The organism is Alkalihalophilus pseudofirmus OF4, from assembly GCF_000005825.2.
GTDB classification, from domain to species: domain Bacteria; phylum Bacillota; class Bacilli; order Bacillales; family Bacillaceae_D; genus Alkalihalophilus; species Alkalihalophilus pseudofirmus.
In genome coordinates this window covers 806,537-830,864 of the sequence record NC_013791.2, presented here as the reverse complement: position 1 = coordinate 830,864, position 24,328 = coordinate 806,537, and the positions used below count along the sequence as shown (strand labels likewise).

Below are 24,328 nucleotides of genomic sequence, written 5' to 3'. Positions count from 1 at the left end.
ATATCTCCTTTTAAAACAAAATAATGTAGCTTAGAATAGTCGACTGTTGACTCAAGTATACACAGGAAAGGAGGTTATATCAATTATTTTTTGAAAATTTAAAAATCTTCTTGCTTTTTTATAGGTTGTTCACTAAGATGAGAAATAGAATAGTCGACTGTTGACTTGATTTATTTTTTGTAAGCGTTATCATCATAGTCCACTCATTACTCTGCGCGTTTTTCTATCAAAATCTCTTCCATCATGAATCGTACACATCACGAATGACTTCACCTAATGCTTTAATAAAAAAGAAGGAGCTGAACAAATGGTCATTTATGGCGTAGCACTATTGTCTGTTTGTATGTTAGTAGGTGTACTATTGGGTGATTTTATTGGAAATTTAATTGGGGTAAGTGCAAATGTCGGTGGTGTAGGTATTGGAATGGTTCTTCTCGTATTAGTTATTGATTATTTACGCAGGAAAAAGAAGCTCGATATCCCCGCAGAGGAAGGAATTAAATTTTGGAGTGCGATCTATATACCAGTCGTTGTAGCCATGGCTGCACAGCAAAATGTTGTATCTGCTTTGTCAGGAGGACCGATTGCTATTTTGGCCGGTACACTAGCAGTTGTTGTCAGCTTTCTGCTCGTTCCAGTTATCAGCAAGGTTGGTAAAAGTTCTGATAACACATTTAATAACCATACTCGTGATGTTTAATATTAGGGGGGACTAATAGATGGATGCGATTATTTCTGTACTCGAAAAAAATGGACTGGTAACAGCTTTTGCAGTTATTGGTATTTTGATGTACGTTTCCTATGTTATTTCAAAGAAGTTAACTAGAGGGCGTGTTCATGGTTCAGCGATAGCGATTATTCTTGGTCTAGTGCTTGCTTATTTTGGGGGGATTACTACAGGCGGAGATAAGGGGCTTGCTGATCTATCTATTTTTGCTGGGATTGGAATAATGGGCGGTGCAATGCTTCGTGACCTCGCAATCATTGCTACTGCATTTGGAGTGCATTTAGAAGAGGTGAAAAAAGCGGGACTGAGTGGAATTTTATCTTTGTTCGTTGGGATCGCCTCCTCCTTCCTGATTGGTGTATTGATTGCACTAGCATTTGGATACACCGATGCTGCAAGCCTTGCAACAATTGGTGCAGGAACCACAACTTATATTGTCGGCCCTGTAACCGGCGCTGCTGTCGGTGCAAGTTCAGAGGTTATTGCATTAAGTATTGCTGCTGGCTTAATAAAAGCCATTTTAATAATGATTGCCACACCGTTTATTGCTAAATATATTGGGCTTAATAACCCACGTTCAGCCATTGTTTATGGTGGACTAATGGGCTCAACAAGCGGTGTAGCCGGCGGACTGGCTGCTACAGATCCTAAGCTTGTGCCATATGGAGCTATGACCGCTACGTTCTACACAGGACTCGGCTGCTTATTAGCACCATCAATCTTATTTTTAGCTGTAAGAGCTGTATTTGGAGCTTAATTTGGGGGAGAGAGGGATGAAGAATTCCTTCTCTTTTTTTGTTTTCGACCAAATGAGGGGGCTTGCATTCAGCAAGCCCCCTCATTTCATTCACACTCTTCTCTGCTTTAACTCCGCTAAAATAATAGGATACTGACGGTCTAATTTATACATCCATAATAATAAAATCTGTAAGAAACACAAACCTAAAGGTAAATAAATATTAAGTGCGATAATCATGGTTGTAGCCATGGCTGTCTGCTCTGCTGCTGCACCAACGTAGCCTCCATATGCCAACATCCATCCTATTAAAGCACTCCCGATTCCTGTTCCAACCTTCATCCCAAAGCTCGCAGCACTGTTTATGAGTCCTTCCGTTCTAAACCCATGCTTCCATTCGCCGAATTCATTGGTATCATTAATCATTGCATATAAAAGAGTAAGAACTGGAATTAAACTGAATCCTTGAATGACTGTCCCTGCTAAGAACAACGAAGCATTTGTAGGATCTATCATCTTAATAATTGGACCGAAGATCGCAATAACAGTAACAACAAGAGCAATATTTCGTTTTCCAAATCGCTTAATTAAATTGGCGATAAAAAAGAAGCAGATAATACTTGGAATGAATAACGCTAAACTAATAAGTGAAAAATAGCTGCCGCTTCCTAACACATACGTTGCATAAAAAATACCCGCACCTGTCAGAAGAGCATTTACTGTATACGTCACCACACAATAACCTGTGATTACAAGCCAATATTTATTTGTCAGTAACGCCTTTAACCCCATGTTAAGCGGGACATCATCTTTCACTTGTACGCTCGCATCTTTACCCACTCTTTCTTTTGTAGCTTTAAAAGCAATTAAGCTTGTGGTCACAATAATCAACCCGGCTGCTATAGCTACAACCGTCCACCCGAGCTGCCCTCCAATCGCACTGGCAACAGGCTGGGCTGCCATCATCACAAGCAAAGTACTAGTCATCGTGAAAATACCCGTATAGACATTGGTCGTTGAGCGTCCTTGCTGGTCTTGCGTCATAAGGCCAAGTAGGGTTTTATATGGGATAGAAATGGCCGTATAGACTAAAATCAATAATATATACGTGATATAAGCATAGATGATCTTTCCTGTCATTCCTAAGTTAGGAACCGTAAAGAGCATGACGGTTGTTACTGCAAGAGGGACCGTCATCCAGATAATCCATGGACGTGCTTTACCGTGACGGGACTTTGTCCGGTCTACAAGGGTGCCCATCCCAATATCTGTGATGCCATCAAACAGTCTGGCAACTAACATGAGTGTGCCTACTACTCCAGCAGATATCCCTGCCACATCTGTATAGTAAAATGTAAGAAAAGAACCAACTAACGTCCAAACAAGGATAATGCCAAAGAAACCTAATCCATAGTTGAGCATTTCTTTATGTCCTGGCTTATCCACTTGCCTTACTGATTGCATCTGCTTCTGTTTAGCTTCTAACATACCTCTCCCCCTCTACACCATAAGTAAACGCTTTCAACTTATTATTTTTCATACTAACCATTCAGTATGTAATCATTATATACACATTATTCTGAAAATTAAAAGGTTTTTTCTCGACATTTTTATGAGATGTCCACAACATGAAAAAAGTCCCCTTCTGTATTATAAAGTGTACCCTTTGTAAAGGACATTTTTAAAAAGCCTAGGCAGCCTTAATAAGATGATCTCTGTACTGAACAGGGGTCATCTTATTTCTATTCCACTGGTATCTATAGTGATTGTAGTAGGTCATATATCGTTTCATTTCTTTTTTTACTTCATCTAGAGTTGAACATTCTTTAATAGAGGCTTCATCCTTAAGGTGGCCAAAGAAAGATTCCTGAGGGGCGTTATCCCAACAGTTTCCTCGTCTTGACATCGACTGATGATATCCCATCTTCTTCACTAACTTTTGAAAAGCAGGACTTGTGTAATGAAATCCTTGATCCGAGTGAATGAAAGCATCCTTTGCTTTCTTGAAGTTTCTATTCTTCTTTAACTTTAAAAGAGTGTCTGTAGCTAAGTCCATCGTTAGGCGGTCTAACACATGATAAGCCAAAGCTTGTCCAGAGGTACCATCTATTATGGTTGATAAGTAAGCCTTTTGATTTTTACCGTAAAATAAATAGGTGATATCTGTTAAGAGGACTTTTCCTGGAATACCTTGCCTAAACTCCCGATTCAATAAGTTTGGCATTGTCCGATGTTCATGTGTAGCTTTCATCATTCGTCTATAAGGGTTGGCCTTCCTAATAGGACAAATAATGTTGTATTTCTTCATGATTCGTCGGATCCGCTTCAAATTGTAGACAACACTAAATTGACCCGCCAATGTCATTTTAATTTGACGTGCCCCTTTCTTACGACCTTTAAAATGGAAAGCTTTTAGGATGACCTTCTTCACTTTTTGATCGGCTTTATCTCGTTGTTTCCTGTGTTCCTGTGACTTTAATGAAAAGTAATTATAGTACCCGCTTCTTGAGACACCAGCTAATTCACAAAGATATTTAACCATATGTTTCAGTTGATACTTTTCAATCACAGTACGAATGAGGATATACTTCTGGCTAGGGGGAAGGACTATTTCTTCATCCCCCTTTCCGCGAACCGAATCTTTTTTAAAAGTTCGTTTTCCGCCTTTAGTAAGTTAATTTGAGCTTCTAAGCGAGCATTCTTCTCCTCCATGGAAAGCTCCTTTTCCTTTGTACGCCCTGAATTTTCAGCTCTCGTGTCACGTAGTCCCATTAACCCGTCTTGATTGTAAGCTTTTTGCCATCTTTTACTCGCTGATTTAATCCTTTCTGTTCCTAAAACTTCAACGTCAAATCCGCATACTTCAAATATGTCTCTGGCAAACCTCCCTTTCTCTTTTTCCGCTATAAATATGTGTTTAAATTCATCTGTATAAGTGATGCTTTTTGAACTAACAGATCTAACGTACTTATTAGATGATAATCGCTTAATCTCGTTTTTAGTAAAGTCCTTTTTACTCATTATGTACTCCCATCTCATGATGTATTTCTCTAGTAGTAATGTTATTTATTATACAAAAAAGTACCCTATAGGTAGACTTTTTTTAAGTGTCTACTCTATAGGGTACATTTTATTAAGAAGGAGACTTAATAAATCATTCTTACAGTAATGACATAATTAAAGAAATAACTACAATTGCACCAATAATCATTAAAATTGTTCTAAGCATTTTTATCATCCTCTCTTATCTGTGTGTTTAGTGATATGTTCCCTCAAAATCCAAAAGATAAACTGGTTTAATGTGGGATATTATTGTACATTCTGATACACAAGATAAGACTCATGCTTAGAAAGATTATCCTCGTAATAATCTCAAACCATTCAAGATCACAAGAATGGTACTGCCTTCATGTCCAATCACCCCTAGAGGAAGCGAAACATGCCCCATAAAATTAGAGATAATGAGCAATGCGATAACAGCAATAGAAAAAACAATATTTTGTTTAATAATTCGATTCATTCGTTTCGATAAACGAACAGCTTCAGCAATTTTTGATAAATCGTTTTTCATTAAAACGATATCAGACGTTTCAATCGCAGCATCAGTACCTCCTCCCATTGCGACTCCGATATTTGCCGCAGCCAAAGCAGGTGCATCATTAATTCCATCCCCGACCATCGCAATAGTGTGATACTTTTCTTTAAGCTTTTTGATTTCCATTACTTTCCCTTCAGGTAAACAGCCTGCCACCACTGTATCAATCTGAGTCATTTCTTTCACAGCGGCAGCTGTTGCCGCCTGATCTCCAGTGAGCATAATCGTATAAAGCCCTTGGTCTTTGAATGATTTCACGGCCTCTTTTGTCGTTTCACGCAACGTATCTTGGACAGCGAACAGTCCAGCTACCCCCTTATCATCTGCCACATACACAAGAGTTTTCCCTTCCTCTTGAAGTCTATTTGCTTCATTTCCGTAAAAAGAGCCGGCCAAAGAATCCCCAATAAAACTACGCTTCCCCACTTTCCACGGAATATCGTTTATCTTAGCTTCTACCCCACACCCTGGGATTTCATGCATAGAATCAACAGAGAGTGCTGAATGAATGCCTCTATCTTTCATATTATGATCCTTCACATAATGAACAACAGCCTCCGCTAATGGATGGGTCGATTGCTTTTCAATTATATACACACTTTGTAAAAATACTTCCTTATCTAAACCTGGGCGGATAAAAAGATCCGTTACAGAAGGCTTTCCCTTTGTTAATGTACCTGTTTTATCAAAAGCAATGGCCTTAAGTGCTGCTAAGTTTTCAAGATGGACACCGCCCTTGAATAGAATTCCTTTACGCGCTCCATTCGATATCGCTGATAATGTAGCAGGCATAATTGAAGCCACTAGAGCACAGGGTGAAGCTACAACAAGCATCACCATGGCTCTGTACCATGTTTCACTCCAACTCCATCCAAGAATATAATGAGGTAAAAATAACATTAATCCTACAATGAGCAGAACAATTTTCACATAAGGACCTTCAAATTTCTCAATAAATTGCTGGGAAGGTGTTTTTTCCTCTTTCGCTTGTTGTACAAGTTCTATAATTTTTTGGAACAATGTCTCCTCGCTTTTTTTCGTTACTTCAATGGTAATTAAGCCATTTTTATTTACTGTACCTGTAAATACTTCATCATTTACTGTTTTAAGAAGAGGAAGCGCTTCACCGCTTAACGCTGCTTCATCAATCATCGATGTACCCTTAACAATCTTCCCATCGGCTGGTATACGTTCCCCTGGTTTTATGAGTACGAAATTACCAATCACTAAATGGTCTACCCCTACTTTACGTTCTTTCCCATTGACCAAAACAGTCGCTGTTTCAGGTCGTAAGTCCATAAGGGATGAAATTTCTCGGTGACTTTTATTCATCGTGTAGGTTTCAAGAGCCCCGCTTAAAGAAAAAATAAAGATCAAAATTGCGCCTTCCACCCAATAACCAATGAAGGCTGAACCGATTGCAGCGAAGATCATTAAAAGCTCTACATTCAAAGTTTTATTAGATAGTGCATCTTCTATGCCTTCCCTAGCTTTAAAATAGCCCCCTATGACATAGGCACTTAAAAATAGGGCGACCGAGAGCGCTGGATATTCATATCTTTGCAGTAACCAAGCCATAATGATGATACTGCCGCTTATAAGTGCTAATGTTAACTCTAAATGTTCTTCTACGAATTTCATTTTGTTCTTTTTAAGTTGACAGCTTTCTGTTCCGTAACACTTTTCCATATGAGCACAACTTGAGCAGCCTCCCGCCTTAACTGCGTCCAATTAAACCCCTCCCGTAATCAGTGATTGAAGAATGTTTTCCATAATTTAGTCATGGTTTTAATTGATAAAGATTATTATTTATAATAATTACAAATAAGGAGTTATCACTATCATATTCAATCGAGGGGTCTTTGTCTACTCATTTTTACATAGTGCAGGATTCTAATTAAGATCCATGCAGGGATACTTGGTTATACTTGTTAGAAACGGATGGATATTGGAGGGATATTATGTGTGGACGTTTCTCTTTATTTAGCGGTAGAAAGCAGCTGCAAGAAGAATTTAAATTTATGAATGACGTTCCTAGTGATTATTCTGCTCGCTATAATATAGCCCCTCAAAGTCAGATACTTTCCATTATTCAGGGAGAAAATGGTGATAGGAGAATAGGTTATTTACGCTGGGGCCTTACTTTCCCCTTATCAATCTGATCCCATGATGGCTGACCAAGCTTCAACCATCGTTAATAACCCAAGAAATAATGAAGCGGAGTGTGTCAAACCGATTTATTAAACGTATATAAAGCAAGTGGCTGCCCAAAAATTGGACAGCCGCTTCCATGTTACCCTCTGCGATAAGGGTTTTGTGATAATTGTTCTTTTGAAACAGGCATCCAGCCTTGCCCATCTACCCAATCAAGCTGGATTTGATATGGGGTCGTTTGCTCAGTTGGTCCACTTACTGTCCCGACAACAGAAGTAGGTCCGCCATTTTCGATACGCCATACGATCATGTCATCGCCAAGACCTGCAGCATAACGAAGAGCTCGTTCCATTTCATTCCAGTTTTGACCGCCCTTCGTAAAGTCATGTGAGAATTCTCCTGATTGGTTTGTACCAACCGGTTCCCAATCACCGTCTTCAACCGGCTCTAGGTCATCCTCTTCTGTACCTTCTTCGTCTTCATCTTCTTCTAATGCTTCATCATCAGGTGCTTCCTCAGGTGAATCAGCTACTTCTTCCGGGTCAACCGTTGCTTCAGGTTCTGTTTCAACTTCTACATTTTCTTCAGATTCGTCATCTATTTCAAGTGCTGCTTCTTCTGTATTAGAAGAGCCGAGGAATATTTGCGCTGCAAACACAATAATTAAAACCACTACGAGTCCTATAGCTACATTTAAAATTGTATTCATACGCTTCTTTTTTCGATGTTCAAAACGTGTTCCTTGCACAGTTTCCACTTCCTCTCTCTTAAACTATCAACTACTAAATGGATTATCTATGAATAGTATTATACAAAATCTCTCCCTAAAAGGCGACTATGTCTAAGGAAGTATTTTCATCTTTTTCGTGATGGTACACACCTTCCACTTTTCCTATCCTATCAAATGTAAGCAAAGTAATGTGAAACTTCCGATATTCTACATATTTTTTTACGACCATGCGACCTATTTGAAAAGAACACATTTTTCCGAACAGGCAAGGTTGTTTTTTTGCGTTTTATGAAAGCTTTGCGTATTCTGTTTATAAGTTTATTTGAACAAGGAGGTCAAGTTGTGGGTAGTAACTTACACCAAACAGATGAGCGCTTAAAAGAATTACAACCTTTTGTAGAACGATTCCGTAAACGAGCTGCAGCTCATGATCTAGATGCGAGCTTCCCAAAAGAAAATATAGAAGAACTAAAACAGATAGGTTACACAAGTTTGACCGTGCCAAAGAAATACGGGGGAGCTGAGATAACATTATACGAACTTGTGCGCTTACAGCAACTCTTGGCACAGGGTGACGGGGCTACGGCTTTATCCATTGGCTGGCATATGGGAATCATTAAGAATTTAGGAGAACAAAATAAGTGGAACGAAAACATTTATAAAGAGATTTGTGAGGAGGTATTCCATCACGGCAAATTAATTAATGCTGCGGCAACTGAGCCTGATACAGGAAGTCCTACCCGAGGGGGCAAACCGCAAACGACTGCTGTGAAAGATGGCACAGAGTGGGTGATTTCAGGAAAGAAAACATTCACGACAATGGCTCCTGTACTTGATTATTTTATTGTCACAGCCTCTTTAGAAGATGAAGAAGGAGTGGCTAACTTTCTAATTCCGCGTGAGAGTCCGGGCATAATAATTGACGAAACCTGGAACACCGTTGGAATGCGTGCTACAGGCAGTCACGACCTCCTGTTAAAAAATGTGCGAGTACCTAACCGTTTCTTAGTCGAACGGCTTTCAAACAAAGAAAAAACGCCGATGGGCTGGCTTTTGCATATACCTGCATGCTACTTAGGCATTGCTGAAGCTGCTCAGAGAGAATCGATCAACTTCGCAAAAACGTATTCGCCAAATAGTATTTCAGGCACAATAAGTGAGCTGCCAAATGTGCAGCAGCGCATTGGAGAAAATGAAGCGAAGCTGATGCAAAGCAGACATTTTCTCTACTCAGTAGCTAAAAAATGGGATAGTTCATCACAAGAAGAAAGATCATTCATGAAGCCGGAGCTTGCTGCCGTTAAAATGATGGTAGTTAATTCGGCCAACGATGTTGTAGACCAAGCAATGCGGGTGGCCGGAGCAAGCGGTCTCTTTCACGATAATCCTCTGCAACGTTACTACCGGGATGTCCGGTTTGGTTTGCATAATCCACCAATGGATGATATGACGGTCATTCAGCTAGCAAAACAAGTATTGGATCAATAAAACATATTAAAAAACAAAAAACCGCCCGTAGAGGCGGTTTTCTTCATTGCTTAGTTAATTTCTAAGATTTCAATTTTCATTTCACCAGCAGGAGTGTTAACTGTTACTTTATCTCCTACAGAGCGTCCTAGTATGCTTTGTGCCATTGGTGAATCGTTTGAGATCTTGCCTTCTGCAGGATCACTTTCTGCACTACCTACGATTGTATACTCTTCTTCATCTCCATCAGGAAGTTCAATAAATTTAACACGCTTACCTAATGATACAGCATGAGAAGAACCTGCTTCTTCTTCAATCATAACCGCGTTACGAATCATTTTTTCAAGCTGAGCAATACGTCCTTCAACGAAAGCTTGCTCTTCTTTTGCTGAGTCGTACTCAGAGTTCTCAGATAGATCACCAAAGCTGCGGGCAATTTTTATACGCTCAACGACTTCTTTACGTCGCTCTGTTTTAAGAAATTCTAATTCTTCTTCTAATTTTCGCTTTCCATCTTCAGTCATATAATGCTTTTTTTCTTCTGCCATTGACTTTCACTCCTCGTCATATATCCAATATCAGTTGTATATAGTATTCCCATCTAAAATAAGAAATTCTATACATATGTAGAAAAAGAAGCAAGGTCTATGGAACCTCGCTTTCTTTATGCTATTACAAAATGGCTTTTTCTTCAATAATTGTGCGAATTTTTGTCACCATTAGATCAATTGCGACACGGTTTTGGCCACCCTCTGGAATGACTACGTCCGCATAACGCTTTGTCGGCTCAATAAATTGGAGATGCATAGGTCTTACAACCGTTGTATATTGGTCAATTACTGATTCAATCGAGCGGCCGCGTTCTTTAATATCACGAACAAGACGGCGGATAATACGAATATCAGCATCAGTATCGACGAATAATTTAATATCCATCATATTACGAAGGCGTTCGTCTTCTAAAATCAAAATCCCCTCAACAATAATTACGTCTTTTGGGTCGATCACAATAACATCATCAGAGCGTGTATGTGCTTTGTAATCATAAACTGGCTTCTCTATCCCCTCACCGCGAGCAAGCTGCTGCAGGTGCTCAAGTAATAAATCATTATCAAAAGCAAAAGGGTGATCATAGTTTGTTTGAAGACGTTCCTCAAATGCAAGGTGGCTTTGATCCTTATAATACGCATCTTGTTCGATTAACACAATAGACTGCTCATTAAACTGTTGAAAAATTTCTTTTGCGACAGTGGTTTTACCAGAACCTGTTCCGCCTGCCACACCAATCACTATCGGTTTCTTCACCATTTATCGTACCTCTTTACGCATCATATTCTGAGGATAAACCGGACGGTCTACCTTGAAACGAACGATCTCAAGCGGATGTCTTGCTGCATCAATCTCATCGCCTTCTTCGTTCCAAATCGTTCCTACTGTTTGGACAAAGTTTTCAATTTCTGGACCAAAGAACTCGATCTCATCACCAGGTTTGAAGTGATTGCGCTGCTGTAATGTTACCATGCTTGTCTCCGCATCATAATCAAGCACAAGACCAGCAAAATCATATTTCGTACGCTTTGGATGCGTTCCATACATTTGCTCTTCAAACGTCGGCTTGCCTTCAAAGAATTGAGGTGCAAAATCACGGTTAGCACATTTCTCAAGTTCATCTAACCAAGATTTATCAATAACAAAATTTTCAGGATCCGCACAATAGGCATCAATTACTTTACGGTACACACTTGTTACAGTTGCTACGTAATGGATAGATTTCATACGTCCTTCTACTTTTAAACTGTCAATTCCTGCTTCAATCAGCTTAGGAATGGCTTGAACAAGGTTCAAATCTTTCGGGCTCATCGTATAAGCTGCATCATCTGGGTTAAATAATGCTTTTTCCCCGTCTTCATTCGTTTCGTAAAGATCATATTCCCAACGGCATGATTGACAGCAGCCTCCACGGTTTGAATCACGTGCAGTCATATGGTTACTTAATACACAACGTCCTGAGTATGAAATACACATTGCTCCGTGTACAAATGTTTCAATTTCAATATCCACATTTTTCTTCATCTCAAGCATTTCTTCTAAACTGACCTCACGAGCTAAAACGACACGGTGTAAGCCTTCTTCTTTCCAATACTTCACAGCGAGCCAGTTAGAAAGAGATTGCTGTGTGCTAAGGTGCACCTCTACTTTAGGTGCCACTCGCTTACAGGTTTCAATAATCAATGGATCAGCAACGATAATCCCTGTTATACCAACATCCTGCAAGTCACGCAAGTATTCTTCAAGCCCGTCCATATTTTCATTATGAGCATAGATATTCGTTGTAACATATACTTTTGCCCCGTATTTACTTGCAAACTGTACACCTTCACGCATTTGATCGATTGAGAAGTTGTCTGCATTAGAACGCAGGCCAAATTCCCGGCCTCCGATATACACAGCATCTGCACCGTAATGTACAGCGACTTTCAGCTTATCTAAACTTCCTGCCGGAGCAAGAAGCTCAGGCTTTTTCACGATAATACGCTTGCCTTCTTTTGTTGTTTCAGCAATCGTCTGCATCATATTCCCTCCTTAATAAACCGTTTCTTTAAAGAAGAATCCTGTATCTAACTTACGGTTAGCTGGCTGGATTGCTTCGATTTGTTCAACAAACTCATCTTTCGTCTCTTCATAGGCATCACGGTCTAGAACACATAAATCGATCGCCGCACGATACGCCGCTACTACTTCTTCCATATACTCAGTTGATTTTAAGATTCCTTCAATCTTAAAGCTGTCCACTCCAGCATCAATCATCTCTTCTAGCTCATCAATAATAGAAATATCATTAGGGCTCATAATATGCGTCCCATTTTCATCTTCAAAAATAGGATATTTTGCATCACGTTCTTCATCAAATAACACCATATTACGAGATTGACCCGTACGTTCTACAGCTAGATTCTTTCCTTGGAACTTCATATAGTTTCCGATTAGCATACGTTTTGATTGGAACATACATGTCATGCCATGTACTTGAACCTCAACCTCAACATCCGCTTCTTCTTTAATTTCAACGATGGCATCCATATTAAGCTCACGTGCCAACACAGCACGTTTTGCTCCCTTACGTCCCCAGTAATTTGCTGTAAACCAGTTCGTTGCCGTTGTTTCTGTATTCCAGTGCAGCTTCATATCAGGAGCCACTTCTCTTGCTGTCATTAACACAGCAGGGTCCCCAAATACAATTGCGTCCACATCAGCCTCTTTTAAGAATGCAATGTAATCTGCTAGTTCCCCTACTTTATCATTATGAAAAAGTGCATTCATCGCCACATACACTTTTTTACCTGCAGCGTGTGCAAGCTTCACACAAGCTTTGATATCGTCTCTTGTAAACTCCCCTGCTAGACGAAGCCCGTAACGTTCTTCACCGATGATGACCGCATCAGCACCTGCTTTAAATAAGCGTTCTGCTGCTGTTAGATCTGCCGGCGTGCATAGTAATTCTGGCTTTTTACTCATGTTACTCTCACCCTCCTGTACTTCTATTTCTTAATACTTATCGCAAGCCCATCTCCGACCGGTAAAATTCTAGTATCATAGTCAGGATGCTGCATTAACCACTCATTATATGTTCTTAATTTCCTAGCAATAGAGCGTAATCGCTTTTCTTCTATTTCATCTTCGGCAACTAGGCCTCTAAATAAAACATTATCAGAAAAAACAACACCATTTGGCTTGACCATTTTCCCATATAAGTCAAGAAAACGTTGATATTGCCCTTTTGCGGCATCAATAAATAATACATCAAAAAGGGGCTCTGATTCAAGTATTTGAGCTAAATCAAGTGCATCACCAAATCGTACCTCAATTCGGTTAGACAGCTCATTTTTTTCAATATTTGCCACAGCTTCCTTATAGCGGACTTCATCACGCTCAATTGTAACAATGGTTGTATTCGGAAGCTCTTGTGCCATTCGGATTGCAGAATAGCCGATGGCTGCCCCCACTTCAAGGATGCGTTCTGGCTGAATCAGTTTAAGCTTCCAAAGCAGGCTCTCCATCCCGACTAAATCCATAATCGGCACTTGATGTTCTTTGGCGTACGCTTCCATCTCCATAACGAATGGCGTTCTTTTAGGGACAAGTGATTTTAGATAATTTTCAACTTGGTTATTAATCACAGTTTCCACTTCTTTCTACCTCTTATTTGGACGTAGAAAGAGAGGGAGTGCCACTGCCACATCCCCCTCTGTTTGTCCTACTCTGTCTCAGTTTCTGTTTCACCTTCATCTTGTGCAGCCTCTACCCATTCCTGGCGGTACTGCTGATGAGTCCGGTTATGTGCTTCATATGTTTCATTGTAAATAACCTCTCCGTTATAACGCGCATAGAAGAATAAATAATTTGTATCTTCTGGGTTGATTGCCGCTTTAATCGCATCTTCCCCAGGGTTTGCAATCGGTCCGATTGGAATCCCTGTATTACGATACGTATTATATGGGGACTGAACTTCAAGGTCAGCAAAGGTAGTCATATATCTGTGCTCCCCAATCGCATAAGCGACTGTTGGGTCAACCTCAAGTCTCATATCTTCATCAAGTCGATTGTGAAGAACCCCTGCAATTTTATAACGGTCCTCAGACGTTTGTGCTTCTCTTTCAATAATGGATGCAAGCGCTAAGATCTCGTGTACTGAATAGTCACTTTCTTCAATCGCAGCCATATTCTGATCAATAATTTCCTGCGTACGGCTAAGCATTGCTTCAATCACCGTTTGAATGCTAGGTTCAGCTTCCAAAAAGTCATAACGTGCCGGGAATAAATACCCTTCAAGAGGATAGCGGATATCTTCTTGCAAGATATCATCTGTCAGCATACTAAAACGATTAATCAATTCTTCTAAGTACTCTTCGTCATTCAGTACAGACATGACTTCTTCTGCATCATGACCCGTTTCATTCGCAATCATAACAGCTACATCTTCTAACCATCTGCCTTCAGGAATGGTGAAGATTAACTCAGGCTCTTCAATGACACGTCCTTCTTTTAACTCTTGAATCATTTCATCCATAGTCATTGAAGTAGACAAGGCATACGTACCTGCTTGAAATCCAGATTCATTTTTGTAACGTACGTAATATCTGAAAATCGTTCCGTTATTAATAAGTCCTTCTTCTTCAAGAATTTGTCCGATTTGCGTAGACGATGACCCAATCGGGATCGTTACTTCAACCGTTTCCCCTTCTCCTGAATCTACCGGACCTAATGCATTACTAAAATAAAAATAACCACTAATTATGGCTATTAACGCCATTGCAGCAAGTCCAATGACACTATAAAAGACGATTTTGCGAACTACTTTCGCCTCTGATACCCGTTCTTCATATAAATCATTTCGTGGTTTTTCGTTGGAATCAGACATCGTTCTCCCCCTTCCACCGTATCATTATACTATAATTCTGCAATATGTCAGTAAACAAATTATTTGATAGCCGAAAAACCTCTATATTGTGACAAAACAAAGAATGTCTGAACACATGAAAAAGCCCTTTTGCTAAGCTTTGGCAAAAGGGCTTTTCCTTATTCTGATTTAGAGCAAACTAATTCTTACTCTTCCTCTTCTGCTGAGAACGTGTTAAGCATTTCCTCAACCATTTCCCATTCTTGATCTGTTTCCACTGCGAATAAAGCAATGTCGTTGTCTTCGCCTTCACGATCTTCATAACGGAAAGCAAATACTTCTACTTCTTCCTCTGAATCATCGTCAATATCTCCAACTGGAGTAACTAAAATATAACTTTTTCCTGTTTCATCTACAGTGAATTTAAATAGCTCATCAAATAGATGCTCATCACCGTTCTCATCAGGAATAACAATGCGTTCTTTTTCTTCTTGTGACATAATGTCTACACCTCTTCTATTTAAGCTACATTCCTTTTCGATCAAGATACCCTTGAAGGATCATTACTGCAGCCATTTTATCAATTACTTTTTTACGTTTCTTACGACTCACATCAGCACTTACAAGCATTCTCTCAGCAGCTACTGTTGTAAGGCGCTCATCCCACATTACAAATTCACAGTCCACATGCTCTTTAAGAGAGTCTGCAAATTCCATGCAGCGCTCACCGCTTGGGCCGATGGTGCCATTCATGTTTTTGGGCAGTCCAATGACAATGGTTTCAACATCATTCTGTTTTGCTAGCTCGGCAATTTTCAGGAAGTCACTCTCTGGATCTTCTTCATTTCTGCGTAGGGTTTCAATGCCTTGTGCCGTCCACCCTAATTCATCGCTGAGGGCAATCCCTACTGTCTTGGTGCCTACATCAAGTCCTAAAGCTCTCATTCATTCTCCTTACGGTGCTGTGACAAATAAGACTTTACCAATTGCTCAATCAACTCATCACGCTCAAGCTTTCTGATAAGTGCACGAGCGTCCTTGTGGCGAGGGATATACGCTGGATCACCAGAAAGTAAATAACCTACAATTTGATTGATCGGGTTGTACCCTTTTTCCTCAAGTGCCTCATATACCGAAAGTAATACCTCTTGGACGTCAACATCAACGGAATCATCAGGAAAGTTAAATTGCATTGTCTTGTCCATAGAGCTCATCACAAACACCTCTTTCTTTCTTTACCTTTATTGAATTCTTAAATCGAATTCTCGTACATAAAAGGTTGTCTTATTCTATTGTACACGAAGTTGGCCAAATTAGGAAATTGTTTTAACGAATTCAGGAACATAAGCCAGTGCTTCAGCTAACTGTTCTGGCTTTTTACCGCCTGCTTGCGCCATATCAGGACGGCCGCCGCCGCCGCCGCCGCAGCGTGATGCTACTTCTTTTACAAGTTTCCCTGCATGGTGGCCCTGACTAATTAAATCTTTTGTTACACCAGCAACAAGATTTACTTTTTCACCAGAAACGGCACCTAGAACAATTACGCCTGAATCAAGGTCTTGCTTCAACTTATCCACGATCGCACGAAGTCCGTCCATATCACTTGCATTGACTTCTTTAGATAGAACTTTAACACCATTTACTTCTACTGCTTCATCAATAAGGTTCCCAGCTTCCATGTTGCCCAATTTTGATGATAATGATTCGTTTTCACGCTGCAGATCTCGAATTTGCTGCTGCATCGCTTCAATTCTTGCAGGAACATCTTTTACATTTTTCGCTTTAACTAGTTCAGATGCTGTCGTCAATAAACGCAGCTGATCATTCATGAATTCATATGCACCTTGCCCAGTGACCGCTTCAATCCGTCTGACACCTGCACCAATCCCAGATTCAGATACAACTTTAAATAATCCGATCTCTGCTGTATTGCGAACATGACAACCACCGCAAAGCTCTAATGAGTAATCGCCAACTTGTACGACGCGTACAGTATCTCCGTATTTCTCACCGAAAAGCGCCATTGCGCCCATTTCTTTCGCTTCAGCAAGTTTCTTTTCACTGATATCTACAGAAATGGCATTCCAAACTTTTTCATTCACGATTTCTTCAATTTTTGTTAACTCTTCTTTCGTTACTTGACCGAAATGAGAGAAATCAAAACGAAGGCGATCTTCTGATACAAGGGAACCTGCTTGGTTAACATGAACTCCTAGAACATCTTTTAACGCTTGGTGAAGCAAGTGAGTCGCTGTATGGTTTTTAACAATGCCGATACGAGAGGTTTCCTCTACCGTACTTGTCACTGTAACACCTTCCTTCAGCTCTCCTTCTTCAACAACTACGGTGTGAAGGTGTTGGCCGTTTGGAGCTTTTGTTACTTCTGTTACACGTGCGATAACTCCCTCGCCAACGATCGTCCCCGTATCAGCTACTTGTCCGCCGCTTTCTGCATAGAAAGGCGTCGTACTTAAGATCACTTGTGCAGTTTCCCCAGCTGGTACACTTGACATGCGTTCTTTACCTGCAATTAACACACTTACAGTACCTTCTGCTGATAATTGGTTATATCCTACAAACGTACTTTCTGCGTTAATCTCACCTAGAAGTTCATCTTGTACCTGCATAGAGCCAGATTCTTGACGTGCTGCTCGTGCACGGCTTCTTTGCTGTTCCATTTCTACCTCAAAGCCATCACGATCAATCGTTAAACCTTTTTCTTCTACATATTCTTCCGTAAGATCTACCGGGAAGCCGTACGTATCGTAAAGGCGGAACACATCAGAACCAGAAATCACTTCTTCATTCTTACCCTTCGCTTCAGCCAGAATTTTATCAAGAATGCCGAGGCCTTCATTTAATGTTTCATGGAAACGCTCTTCTTCTGTTTTCATCACTTTTTGGATAAATTCCGTTTTCTCTTTAACTTCAGGATAGAAGTCTACCATAATCTCCCCAACAACCGGCACGAGCTCATACATAAACGGACGATCGATACCGATCAGCTTAGCATAACGTACTGCACGACGAAGCAAGCGGCGAAGGACATACCCGCGGCCTTCATTCGATGGAAGCGCACCATCACCTACTGCAAACGTAACAGTACGAACATGGTCTGCAATGACTTTAAACGCTACATCCGTTTCAGTATCAGCACCATATTTCACAGATGTTAACTGCTCTGTTGCTTGAATGATTGGCATAAATAAATCTGTTTCAAAGTTTGTTTTCGTATCTTGAATAACCGATACCATACGCTCAAGACCCATTCCTGTATCAATATTTTTCTTAGGAAGAGGTGTGTATGTACCGTCTGGATTATGGTTGAACTGAGAGAAAACCAAGTTCCAAACTTCTAAGTAACGTTCGTTCTCTCCTCCAGGGTATAGTTCTGGATCATTTGCATCATCACCATATGAAGGGCCGCGATCATAGAAAATTTCAGTATTAGGACCACTTGGACCTTCTCCGATATCCCAGAAATTCCCCTCTAAGCGAATAATACGCTCTTCTGGCACCCCGATATTCTTTGCCCAATAATCATACGCTTCATTGTCCTCTGGATGAACCGTAACTGATAATTTTTCTGGGTCAAAACCGATCCATTTTTCACTCGTTAAGAACTCCCACGCCCACTCAATCGCTTCTTCTTTAAAGTAATCACCTATAGAGAAGTTTCCTAACATTTCAAAGAAGGTATGGTGTCGTGCCGTTTTACCGACATTTTCAATATCATTTGTACGGATTGACTTTTGCGCATTGGTAATACGAGGATTTTCCGGAATGACTCGTCCGTCAAAATACTTCTTAAGAGTTGCCACCCCGCTGTTGATCCATAAAAGAGATGGGTCCTCATGTGGAACAAGTGATGCACTTGGTTCAATGTCGTGACCTTTTTCTTTAAAGAAATCAAGATACATTTGTCGTACTTGTGCTGATGTTAATGAATTCATTTTGTCATCTCCTTTTTATTTTGATCGAACATTTGCATACAAAAAAACCCTCATCCCAAAAAGAAGGGACGAGAGTTGTAATCACGCGGTGCCACCCTAATTATGAATTACCTATTGTAATTCATCACTCAAAGCCGTAACGAGGCTGACGGCAGGTTTTTCCCTGCACTCAGGAGCAGCTTTCCAAATCCCTTCACACAGCAGCTCTTTCAGCCTAAGGAGCTGCCTCTCTTTGTGCGGTCTGATTCGTACTTATTCCGTCGACGTGTTTTGTATACGATTCGTTCGTTGATCTACTCTTCTAACCATCGAGTTAAACCATTTGATTCCTATTATAGAAAAGCGTTTATACACTTGTCAATGACTGATGAAATATAGTCTTAAATGTAGAAGAGTCACCTTTAAAATAGCAAGGGCAGGTACGGCCAATAGCAGCCCGATCACGCCCCCTGCTTCAATCCCTATTACCAAAGCGAGGATAATTAATATAGGGTGCAAATGTAATGTCTTACCAACAATCACGGGAGATAATATATTTCCTTCAATCTGTTGTAAGATTAATATAAATCCAGCTGTTATCAAAGCTAGCTGCCATGACTCAAACAATGCAATGATAATAGCAGGGACGGCACCAATGTATGCTCCAAAGTATGGTATCATCTCTGTCGCCCCCATAAATACTCCTAAAAGAATTGGGTAGGGAACACCGATCAACCAAAAACCCAAACTCGAAATAATTGTTACGGCAAGTGCAACTAATAATTGTCCTCTTATATAGCTCCCAAATGAATGGTCCACATCTTTTGCATAGCGCTTTAAACCCGGCCTCCATTTTCTAGGAGTTAGATACCAGGAAACTTTTTCTATTAGGTCAAAGTCTTTTAAGAAGTAAAAAACAAGAAAGGGGACGACCATTAAACTAAAAATAGATTGAATCAACCATAGTGCAAGAACTTCTATCTGATCGAGTGCTTTTGCTCCAAGCACGCCCGCCTGAGTCGACCATTCATTAATATGAACTCGGATAGGGGATGGAAGAGCTCTGGCTTGCGTTTGAATTTGAATAATCATTTTCTCTATTTCGGTAATTTGCTGTGGTAAGACTGTCATTGCGTGCTGAACTTGTTCAATTAATAACGGAACACCAAACATGAGAACAAGGCCTAGGGTAACTAATAAAGCGAGAAATACGAGTAATACACTTAGCGAACGCGGCAGCCCATGCTCATGAAGCCCCTCTACTAGCGGATGCAGCAAATATGTAAATAAGAAGGATAGGGAAAGAGGAAGCAGCAATGCTTTTATAATGCTTAGTACTGGAGTTACTAAAGGGAATAATTGCATTGCCATAAATACAATCAGCATGAGTAATAAAATAAGAATAAGTCTTGTGATCCACTTATTCTCAAGTGTTTTCCACATTCCCAACACCTCCTTTTCATTTCCTGTTCTTGTTATCATTAGTGTGTACAAATTAATTTACATTATCACTCTCCTTATTTTTTCACAAAAAAAAGCCTGCCTACATGTGTAGACAAGCTTATCGCTGCATTTACGAAAAACGTTTGGTTAAGCGTTTCATCGTTTTATTCCACGTTCGTTTATTCAGATATTTATCCATATCTAACCGCGTAATAGGCTGGATAAACTGGTCAAATTTACGCTTTTTCTGGCGACTACTCATCGAATAAGCAGCAGCTCCCACTCCAACAGCAAGTAAGGACGTAAAAGCTTTTCTCATCGGATGACACCACCTTTATATTGGATTACATTCCAACATGCAGATCCTCATCATCAAACAAATCATCTAAGGAACTAAGCGAACCATCTTCTTCGACCTGATGTAAACTTAGCATTCCTTTTTGCAAGCTCATTTCCACAAAGCAATTCCAGCAATAGTACTGATTTGTACCGATTTTCCCTATATCTTTTGATTTACAGTTTGGACATTGCATACGCAGGGCCTCCTTAAATCGACACGATGGCGCGATCCTTGCCAACTACAAGAGGGCCCTTGGTCTTAACTACCTTCCTGCCGTCTACTAAGTCAGCTACTAACCCATCGGTCACTTCATACCCTACGATTGTCCCCACTTCTTCATCAAAATATACATCTTCGACAAGCCCGACTTTTTCGCCTTCAGTCGTCAACAAGGAAATTCCCTGAAGACGTCTTTTGCCTAGCTTTAATGGATGGGCATGATGGTTTTTTCGATCATATCTCGACACATTTTTAAAGCTTTCCACCATTACCCCGTCATATCCAAAGCTTGCAACTGCGCCTATCGGCAGAAAAAGATGGTGATTAAGCCACCCTTTCTTGTCAATAACAAACCCTGAGATACGCTCGCCTCGGTCAACTAACACATCAAGAACATGCCCGCATTCTATTCCTGAAGCTTGTTCGATGACTGGAAGACCTTCTACGGTTGAAAAAGTTCGCAAAGTACTCCCCACCTTTCCGAACAACCTTAGTATGCATGTTATGTCCCTTCGTTATGTTAGTTGACCATTTCCATTCTCATATTCCTGTTGAGATTGTTTTAGGGAGACAAGCTTGTCTTTTAACATCGAATACCTGATTAACTCATCTTCTCGTGTAACTGCGGTATGAAAGGATTTTAATTCGCCGCATAGAAGCAGGAATTTTTTTGCCCGAGTAATCCCTGTATAAATTAAATTTCTCCTCAGCATCCGAGAATAATTACGTACTACAGGCATGACAACGATTGGAAATTCGCTTCCTTGCGATTTATGGATCGAACAGCAATAAGCATGTGTAATTTGATTTAAATCTTTCTTATTGTAGACAACCTCTGTTCCATCAAAACTAATCACAACCTGATCTTGTTTTTCTGTATTTTCTTTTGCATAGAAAATCGCCACAATTTCTCCGCGGTCTCCGTTGTACACATTTTCATCAGGATTGTTTACAAGCTGAAGTACAACATCTCCTGTCCGGTAAGCAAGTTCCCCGTATAAAAGCTCTCGTTTTTGCTCTGTCTTAGGGTTGAAAAGCTCCTGGAGAATACGATTGAGTTCTGTAATCCCAGCCTGCCCTTTATACATCGGAGCCAGCACTTGTATGTCTCTGGCAAGATACCCTTTTTTTATAGCATTTTCACAAATCTGTGTCACAACATGCTGGACGTGATCGGTTGTACACGGAAAGAACCGTCGATCAGGCTTCGCTTCAGGCAGGTCGCTAGGCATTTTCCCTTGTTTCATCTCGTGGGCGAGTTCGATGATCGAGGAGCCTTCCTTTTGTCTATAGATCGCTGTTAACGGAACTGTTGGAACGACCTCTGCATCTAAGAAGTCTTTAAGTACTTGGCCAGGTCCAACTGAAGGCAATTGATCTTGATCTCCTACAAAAACGACCTGCATGCCTTTAGGGATCGCCTTTAACAATTGATTAGCAAGCCAGATGTCAACCATTGAAACCTCATCGACAATAATCAATTCTCCTTCCAGCTGCTCATGTTCTCCTTTTTCAAATCCACCATTTCCGCCTTTCCAGCCAAGCAGCCTATGAATGGTAACAGCAGGCAGTTCTGTTGCCTCGCTCATCCGCTTTGCCGCTCTTCCAGTTGGTGCGACAAGTAAGATTGGAAATGGATTGGATTTAGTGTACGCTTTAGGGTCAAGTGATAAACCGTTAAGCCTTGCATACGTTTCGACAATTCCTTTAATAACGGTTGTCTTTCCCGTTCCCGGCCCCCCTGTAAGGAGCATAAAAGGATTAGCTAACGCTGTTTGAATCGCTTCTTTCTGCTGCGGTGCGTATTCAATTTTTAACTCTTCCTCAAGCTCGCCTAGTGTTTTTAAGAACTCCGATTCCGGGAATTCATCCTTAACCTCTGTAGCCATGAGTCTCCTTACACTTGAGACAATTCCTTTTTCAGCAAAATACAGTGATTTTATATAGACGCGCGTTTCCTCAAGTACAAGCGCATCCTCCTCTTCCATCGTTAAAAGCTCATGCTCGACTTCTTCTGTACTTATTGATGCATCTGGTGACGATAACAGTTGTTTTACATGAGGGATCAATTCTTCTTTTTCGATATAGACATGTCCATCTTGTAAGCATAATTCTTGTACAACAAACAAAAGCCCCGCTCGGATCCTGTCTGGGTGATTCCCTGTTAAACCAATCGCAGCTCCAAGTAAATCAGCCTTCCTAAATCCGATCCCTTCTACATCTGCAATCAGCTGATAAGGATTTGTTTGAATAATATCAAGTGCTTGAAACCCATACTTTTGATATACCTTCATTGATAGTTCAAGACCAAATCCGTGCTTTGACAGCGTCATTAGGACCTGTTCAACTCCTTGTTGGTCTATGAGCTGCTGATATAATTGGTCTGCTTTTTCTTTAGAGAGCTTTGGTACAGCTTTTAGTACAGCTCGGTCTTCAACAATCCGAGTAATGGCCCTTTCCCCTAATACCTCAACAATCGTTTCTGCTGTCCTCTTGCCGATCCCAGGGAAGCGATCACTTGAAAGATATTGAATGATGCCGTTCTTTGTTTGAGGCAGATCTCGTCTAAATTGCTCTACTTGATACTGCTGTCCAAAACGTGGATGGTCAGTGATGGTCCCAAAAAACAAAAAGGTTTCTGCTACATCCAGCTGCGGAAGGATTCCCACTACCGTTATTTTCTTATCCTTTAGCTCTTCATTTGTTTCACTGACCCGAATCAGAGCTACAGTGTAGGCATTTTCATCATTTCTAAAGACGAGATGGAGAACCTCGCCTTTTATATAGCCACGCTCTATTCCGTTATCTTGTTCTAAGGATTGTTGTTCATCCATTCATAATCACCCTTATTGCAAGGCTTCTGATACGGTCTTTCGTCCATTAGCAGCTAGTGCATGATCCGGCTGGATACGAAGAGCTTCTTCAAATGCTTGAAGAGCTTTCGTCAAATTTTCCTGATACGCATAAGCAACACCAAGGTTAAAATGAGCATCCGCATGTTCAGGTGCCAGCTTAACTACTTCTTCAAGCTCAACTACCGCATCCTCTACCTGTTCGAGCTGAGCTAACGTTAGACCGTAATGGAAGCGCGCATCTACATCTGACTTATTGAGTTCAACCGCACGCTTAAAGTTTGCAAGTGCATGCGGCAGAGCCCCAAGCTGATAATAACTCATTCCAAGCATAAAAAAGACATCTGCCTCTTCAAGCTTTTCTACTAACGCTTGTTTAAACATTTTTGCAGCTTCTTCAAACTGATCTTGCTTAAAATAAATCGTTCCCGCACCGTAATAAGCAGTGGCAGCATGTTCATCTAGTTCAATCGCTTTATCAAAGAAAATAAGCGCACGTTCATAGTCATTTACGGCTCCAAGCAGATTTCCAAAGTTAATAAAGGCTGTTGCATCCCTTGGGTTTTCTTCGATTGCAGCATTAAACGCTTTTGCCGCTTCCTCGTAATTTTGTTCATTCATATACGAAATTCCTTTTTCATTCCAATTCGTCTTATTACTACTTAATTCATTATTGCTCATTATTTTCATCCTTTCACTGCTTCTATCCTTTATTTATTATCTCACGCCGGAACA

Annotated in this window: 24 protein-coding genes and 1 other annotated feature; of the genes, 4 read left to right on the top strand and 20 right to left on the bottom strand. The window is 40.5% G+C overall.

Annotation, left to right across the window (positions count from 1 at the left end; all coding sequences use genetic code 11):
• Window positions 1-307: 307 nt before the first annotated feature.
• Both madL and madM read left to right on the top strand, forming a co-directional pair.
• Window positions 308-700 (top strand): malonate transporter subunit MadL, encoded by a 393-nt coding sequence (madL, locus tag BPOF4_RS04125; protein ID WP_012957808.1) that lies wholly within the window; start codon window positions 308-310, stop codon window positions 698-700.
• 19 nt (window positions 701-719) lie between these two features.
• Window positions 720-1,484, top strand: coding sequence for a malonate transporter subunit MadM (gene madM / locus BPOF4_RS04120; RefSeq protein ID WP_012957807.1), 765 nt, complete (start codon window positions 720-722; stop codon window positions 1,482-1,484).
• A 90-nt stretch (window positions 1,485-1,574) separates the two neighbouring features.
• On the opposite strand, the gene BPOF4_RS04115 is transcribed toward madM, so the two are convergent.
• From BPOF4_RS04115 to BPOF4_RS04100, 3 genes are all read right to left on the bottom strand, one after another.
• Window positions 1,575-2,951 (bottom strand): MFS transporter, encoded by a 1,377-nt coding sequence (locus BPOF4_RS04115; RefSeq protein ID WP_012957806.1) that lies wholly within the window; start codon window positions 2,949-2,951, stop codon window positions 1,575-1,577.
• Between the two features lie 202 nt (window positions 2,952-3,153).
• Window positions 3,154-4,484 (bottom strand): IS3 family transposase gene (locus tag BPOF4_RS21550; protein WP_235806211.1). Its coding sequence is split into 2 segments (ribosomal slippage): window positions 3,154-4,103 and window positions 4,103-4,484, totalling 1,332 coding nucleotides; the frame shifts between segments, so codons are not numbered across the junction.
• Window positions 4,485-4,818: 334 nt separating this feature from the next.
• Window positions 4,819-6,747 carry a heavy metal translocating P-type ATPase gene (locus tag BPOF4_RS04100; RefSeq protein ID WP_041822606.1) on the bottom strand — a complete coding sequence of 643 codons (1,929 nt, stop codon included), beginning with the start codon at window positions 6,745-6,747 and terminating at the stop codon, window positions 4,819-4,821.
• A 272-nt stretch (window positions 6,748-7,019) separates the two neighbouring features.
• On the opposite strand from BPOF4_RS04100, the gene BPOF4_RS04095 reads away from it, so the two are divergent.
• On the top strand, window positions 7,020-7,220 hold the full coding sequence (locus BPOF4_RS04095; RefSeq protein WP_012957804.1) for an SOS response-associated peptidase family protein: 201 nt from the start codon (window positions 7,020-7,022) through the stop codon (window positions 7,218-7,220).
• A gap of 131 nt (window positions 7,221-7,351) precedes the next feature.
• On the opposite strand, the gene BPOF4_RS04090 is transcribed toward BPOF4_RS04095, so the two are convergent.
• A complete protein-coding gene (locus tag BPOF4_RS04090) occupies window positions 7,352-7,969 on the bottom strand; it encodes a YrrS family protein (RefSeq protein WP_238446482.1) in 618 nt (205 codons plus the stop codon).
• Between the two features lie 315 nt (window positions 7,970-8,284).
• Between BPOF4_RS04090 and BPOF4_RS04085 the strand changes: the two genes are divergently transcribed.
• The gene (locus BPOF4_RS04085; protein WP_012957802.1) at window positions 8,285-9,430 is read left to right on the top strand and encodes an acyl-CoA dehydrogenase family protein; all 1,146 of its coding nucleotides are present in this window, start codon (window positions 8,285-8,287) and stop codon (window positions 9,428-9,430) included.
• 50 nt (window positions 9,431-9,480) lie between these two features.
• Here the strand turns inward: BPOF4_RS04085 and greA are convergent, their stop codons facing one another.
• From greA to BPOF4_RS04005, 16 genes are all read right to left on the bottom strand, one after another.
• Window positions 9,481-9,957, bottom strand: a complete 477-nt coding sequence (greA, locus tag BPOF4_RS04080; RefSeq protein WP_012957801.1) for a transcription elongation factor GreA — start codon at window positions 9,955-9,957, stop codon at window positions 9,481-9,483.
• 124 nt (window positions 9,958-10,081) lie between these two features.
• On the bottom strand, window positions 10,082-10,717 hold the full coding sequence (gene udk / locus BPOF4_RS04075; protein ID WP_012957800.1) for a uridine kinase: 636 nt from the start codon (window positions 10,715-10,717) through the stop codon (window positions 10,082-10,084).
• Window positions 10,718-11,980, bottom strand: coding sequence for a peptidase U32 family protein (locus BPOF4_RS04070; RefSeq protein WP_012957799.1), 1,263 nt, complete (start codon window positions 11,978-11,980; stop codon window positions 10,718-10,720).
• A 12-nt stretch (window positions 11,981-11,992) separates the two neighbouring features.
• Window positions 11,993-12,925 carry a peptidase U32 family protein gene (locus BPOF4_RS04065; RefSeq protein WP_012957798.1) on the bottom strand — a complete coding sequence of 311 codons (933 nt, stop codon included), beginning with the start codon at window positions 12,923-12,925 and terminating at the stop codon, window positions 11,993-11,995.
• A gap of 23 nt (window positions 12,926-12,948) precedes the next feature.
• Window positions 12,949-13,587 carry an O-methyltransferase gene (locus tag BPOF4_RS04060; protein ID WP_041822604.1) on the bottom strand — a complete coding sequence of 213 codons (639 nt, stop codon included), beginning with the start codon at window positions 13,585-13,587 and terminating at the stop codon, window positions 12,949-12,951.
• 77 nt (window positions 13,588-13,664) lie between these two features.
• Window positions 13,665-14,828, bottom strand: a complete 1,164-nt coding sequence (mltG, locus tag BPOF4_RS04055; protein ID WP_012957796.1) for an endolytic transglycosylase MltG — start codon at window positions 14,826-14,828, stop codon at window positions 13,665-13,667.
• 185 nt (window positions 14,829-15,013) lie between these two features.
• Window positions 15,014-15,307: a DUF1292 domain-containing protein gene (locus BPOF4_RS04050; protein WP_012957795.1), complete on the bottom strand. Its 294-nt coding sequence runs from the start codon at window positions 15,305-15,307 to the stop codon at window positions 15,014-15,016.
• 25 nt (window positions 15,308-15,332) lie between these two features.
• A complete protein-coding gene (gene ruvX / locus BPOF4_RS04045) occupies window positions 15,333-15,752 on the bottom strand; it encodes a Holliday junction resolvase RuvX (RefSeq protein ID WP_012957794.1) in 420 nt (139 codons plus the stop codon).
• On the bottom strand, window positions 15,749-16,021 hold the full coding sequence (locus BPOF4_RS04040) for an IreB family regulatory phosphoprotein (protein ID WP_012957793.1): 273 nt from the start codon (window positions 16,019-16,021) through the stop codon (window positions 15,749-15,751). Before BPOF4_RS04040 ends, ruvX begins: the two co-directional genes overlap by 4 nt.
• A gap of 99 nt (window positions 16,022-16,120) precedes the next feature.
• Window positions 16,121-18,760 (bottom strand): alanine--tRNA ligase, encoded by a 2,640-nt coding sequence (gene alaS, locus BPOF4_RS04035; RefSeq protein ID WP_012957792.1) that lies wholly within the window; start codon window positions 18,758-18,760, stop codon window positions 16,121-16,123.
• A gap of 61 nt (window positions 18,761-18,821) precedes the next feature.
• Window positions 18,822-19,033, bottom strand: a binding site (T-box leader).
• An 84-nt stretch (window positions 19,034-19,117) separates the two neighbouring features.
• The gene (locus BPOF4_RS04030; protein ID WP_012957791.1) at window positions 19,118-20,182 is read right to left on the bottom strand and encodes an AI-2E family transporter; all 1,065 of its coding nucleotides are present in this window, start codon (window positions 20,180-20,182) and stop codon (window positions 19,118-19,120) included.
• Between the two features lie 130 nt (window positions 20,183-20,312).
• On the bottom strand, window positions 20,313-20,501 hold the full coding sequence (locus tag BPOF4_RS04025; protein ID WP_012957790.1) for a DUF3918 family protein: 189 nt from the start codon (window positions 20,499-20,501) through the stop codon (window positions 20,313-20,315).
• A 25-nt stretch (window positions 20,502-20,526) separates the two neighbouring features.
• Window positions 20,527-20,715, bottom strand: a complete 189-nt coding sequence (locus BPOF4_RS04020; RefSeq protein ID WP_012957789.1) for a hypothetical protein — start codon at window positions 20,713-20,715, stop codon at window positions 20,527-20,529.
• Between the two features lie 13 nt (window positions 20,716-20,728).
• A complete protein-coding gene (locus BPOF4_RS04015; protein WP_012957788.1) occupies window positions 20,729-21,205 on the bottom strand; it encodes a PRC-barrel domain-containing protein in 477 nt (158 codons plus the stop codon).
• Between the two features lie 51 nt (window positions 21,206-21,256).
• A complete protein-coding gene (gene recD2 / locus BPOF4_RS04010) occupies window positions 21,257-23,575 on the bottom strand; it encodes an SF1B family DNA helicase RecD2 (RefSeq protein ID WP_012957787.1) in 2,319 nt (772 codons plus the stop codon).
• Between the two features lie 12 nt (window positions 23,576-23,587).
• Window positions 23,588-24,274, bottom strand: a complete 687-nt coding sequence (locus BPOF4_RS04005) for a tetratricopeptide repeat protein (RefSeq protein WP_012957786.1) — start codon at window positions 24,272-24,274, stop codon at window positions 23,588-23,590.
• Between the last annotated feature and the right edge of the window lie 54 nt (window positions 24,275-24,328).

Bases quoted from the DNA above. Each gene is read 5' to 3' on its own strand.
- madL (WP_012957808.1), top strand. From the start codon at position 308: ATGGTCATTTATGGCGTAGCACTATTGTCTGTTTGTATGTTAGTAGGT.
- ruvX (WP_012957794.1), bottom strand. From the start codon at position 15,752: ATGAGAGCTTTAGGACTTGATGTAGGCACCAAGACAGTAGGGATTGCC.
- BPOF4_RS04070 (WP_012957799.1), bottom strand. From the start codon at position 11,980: ATGCAGACGATTGCTGAAACAACAAAAGAAGGCAAGCGTATTATCGTG.
- BPOF4_RS04030 (WP_012957791.1), bottom strand. From the start codon at position 20,182: ATGTGGAAAACACTTGAGAATAAGTGGATCACAAGACTTATTCTTATT.
- greA (WP_012957801.1), bottom strand. From the start codon at position 9,957: ATGGCAGAAGAAAAAAAGCATTATATGACTGAAGATGGAAAGCGAAAA.
- BPOF4_RS04020 (WP_012957789.1), bottom strand. From the start codon at position 20,715: ATGCAATGTCCAAACTGTAAATCAAAAGATATAGGGAAAATCGGTACA.
- recD2 (WP_012957787.1), bottom strand. From the start codon at position 23,575: ATGGATGAACAACAATCCTTAGAACAAGATAACGGAATAGAGCGTGGC.
- BPOF4_RS04065 (WP_012957798.1), bottom strand. From the start codon at position 12,925: ATGAGTAAAAAGCCAGAATTACTATGCACGCCGGCAGATCTAACAGCA.
- BPOF4_RS04100 (WP_041822606.1), bottom strand. From the start codon at position 6,747: ATGGAAAAGTGTTACGGAACAGAAAGCTGTCAACTTAAAAAGAACAAA.
- BPOF4_RS04050 (WP_012957795.1), bottom strand. From the start codon at position 15,307: ATGTCACAAGAAGAAAAAGAACGCATTGTTATTCCTGATGAGAACGGT.
- alaS (WP_012957792.1), bottom strand. From the start codon at position 18,760: ATGAATTCATTAACATCAGCACAAGTACGACAAATGTATCTTGATTTC.
- BPOF4_RS04040 (WP_012957793.1), bottom strand. From the start codon at position 16,021: ATGAGCTCTATGGACAAGACAATGCAATTTAACTTTCCTGATGATTCC.
- BPOF4_RS04095 (WP_012957804.1), top strand. From the start codon at position 7,020: ATGTGTGGACGTTTCTCTTTATTTAGCGGTAGAAAGCAGCTGCAAGAA.
- BPOF4_RS04005 (WP_012957786.1), bottom strand. From the start codon at position 24,274: ATGAGCAATAATGAATTAAGTAGTAATAAGACGAATTGGAATGAAAAA.
- mltG (WP_012957796.1), bottom strand. From the start codon at position 14,828: ATGTCTGATTCCAACGAAAAACCACGAAATGATTTATATGAAGAACGG.
- BPOF4_RS04025 (WP_012957790.1), bottom strand. From the start codon at position 20,501: ATGAGAAAAGCTTTTACGTCCTTACTTGCTGTTGGAGTGGGAGCTGCT.
- BPOF4_RS04115 (WP_012957806.1), bottom strand. From the start codon at position 2,951: ATGTTAGAAGCTAAACAGAAGCAGATGCAATCAGTAAGGCAAGTGGAT.
- udk (WP_012957800.1), bottom strand. From the start codon at position 10,717: ATGGTGAAGAAACCGATAGTGATTGGTGTGGCAGGCGGAACAGGTTCT.
- madM (WP_012957807.1), top strand. From the start codon at position 720: ATGGATGCGATTATTTCTGTACTCGAAAAAAATGGACTGGTAACAGCT.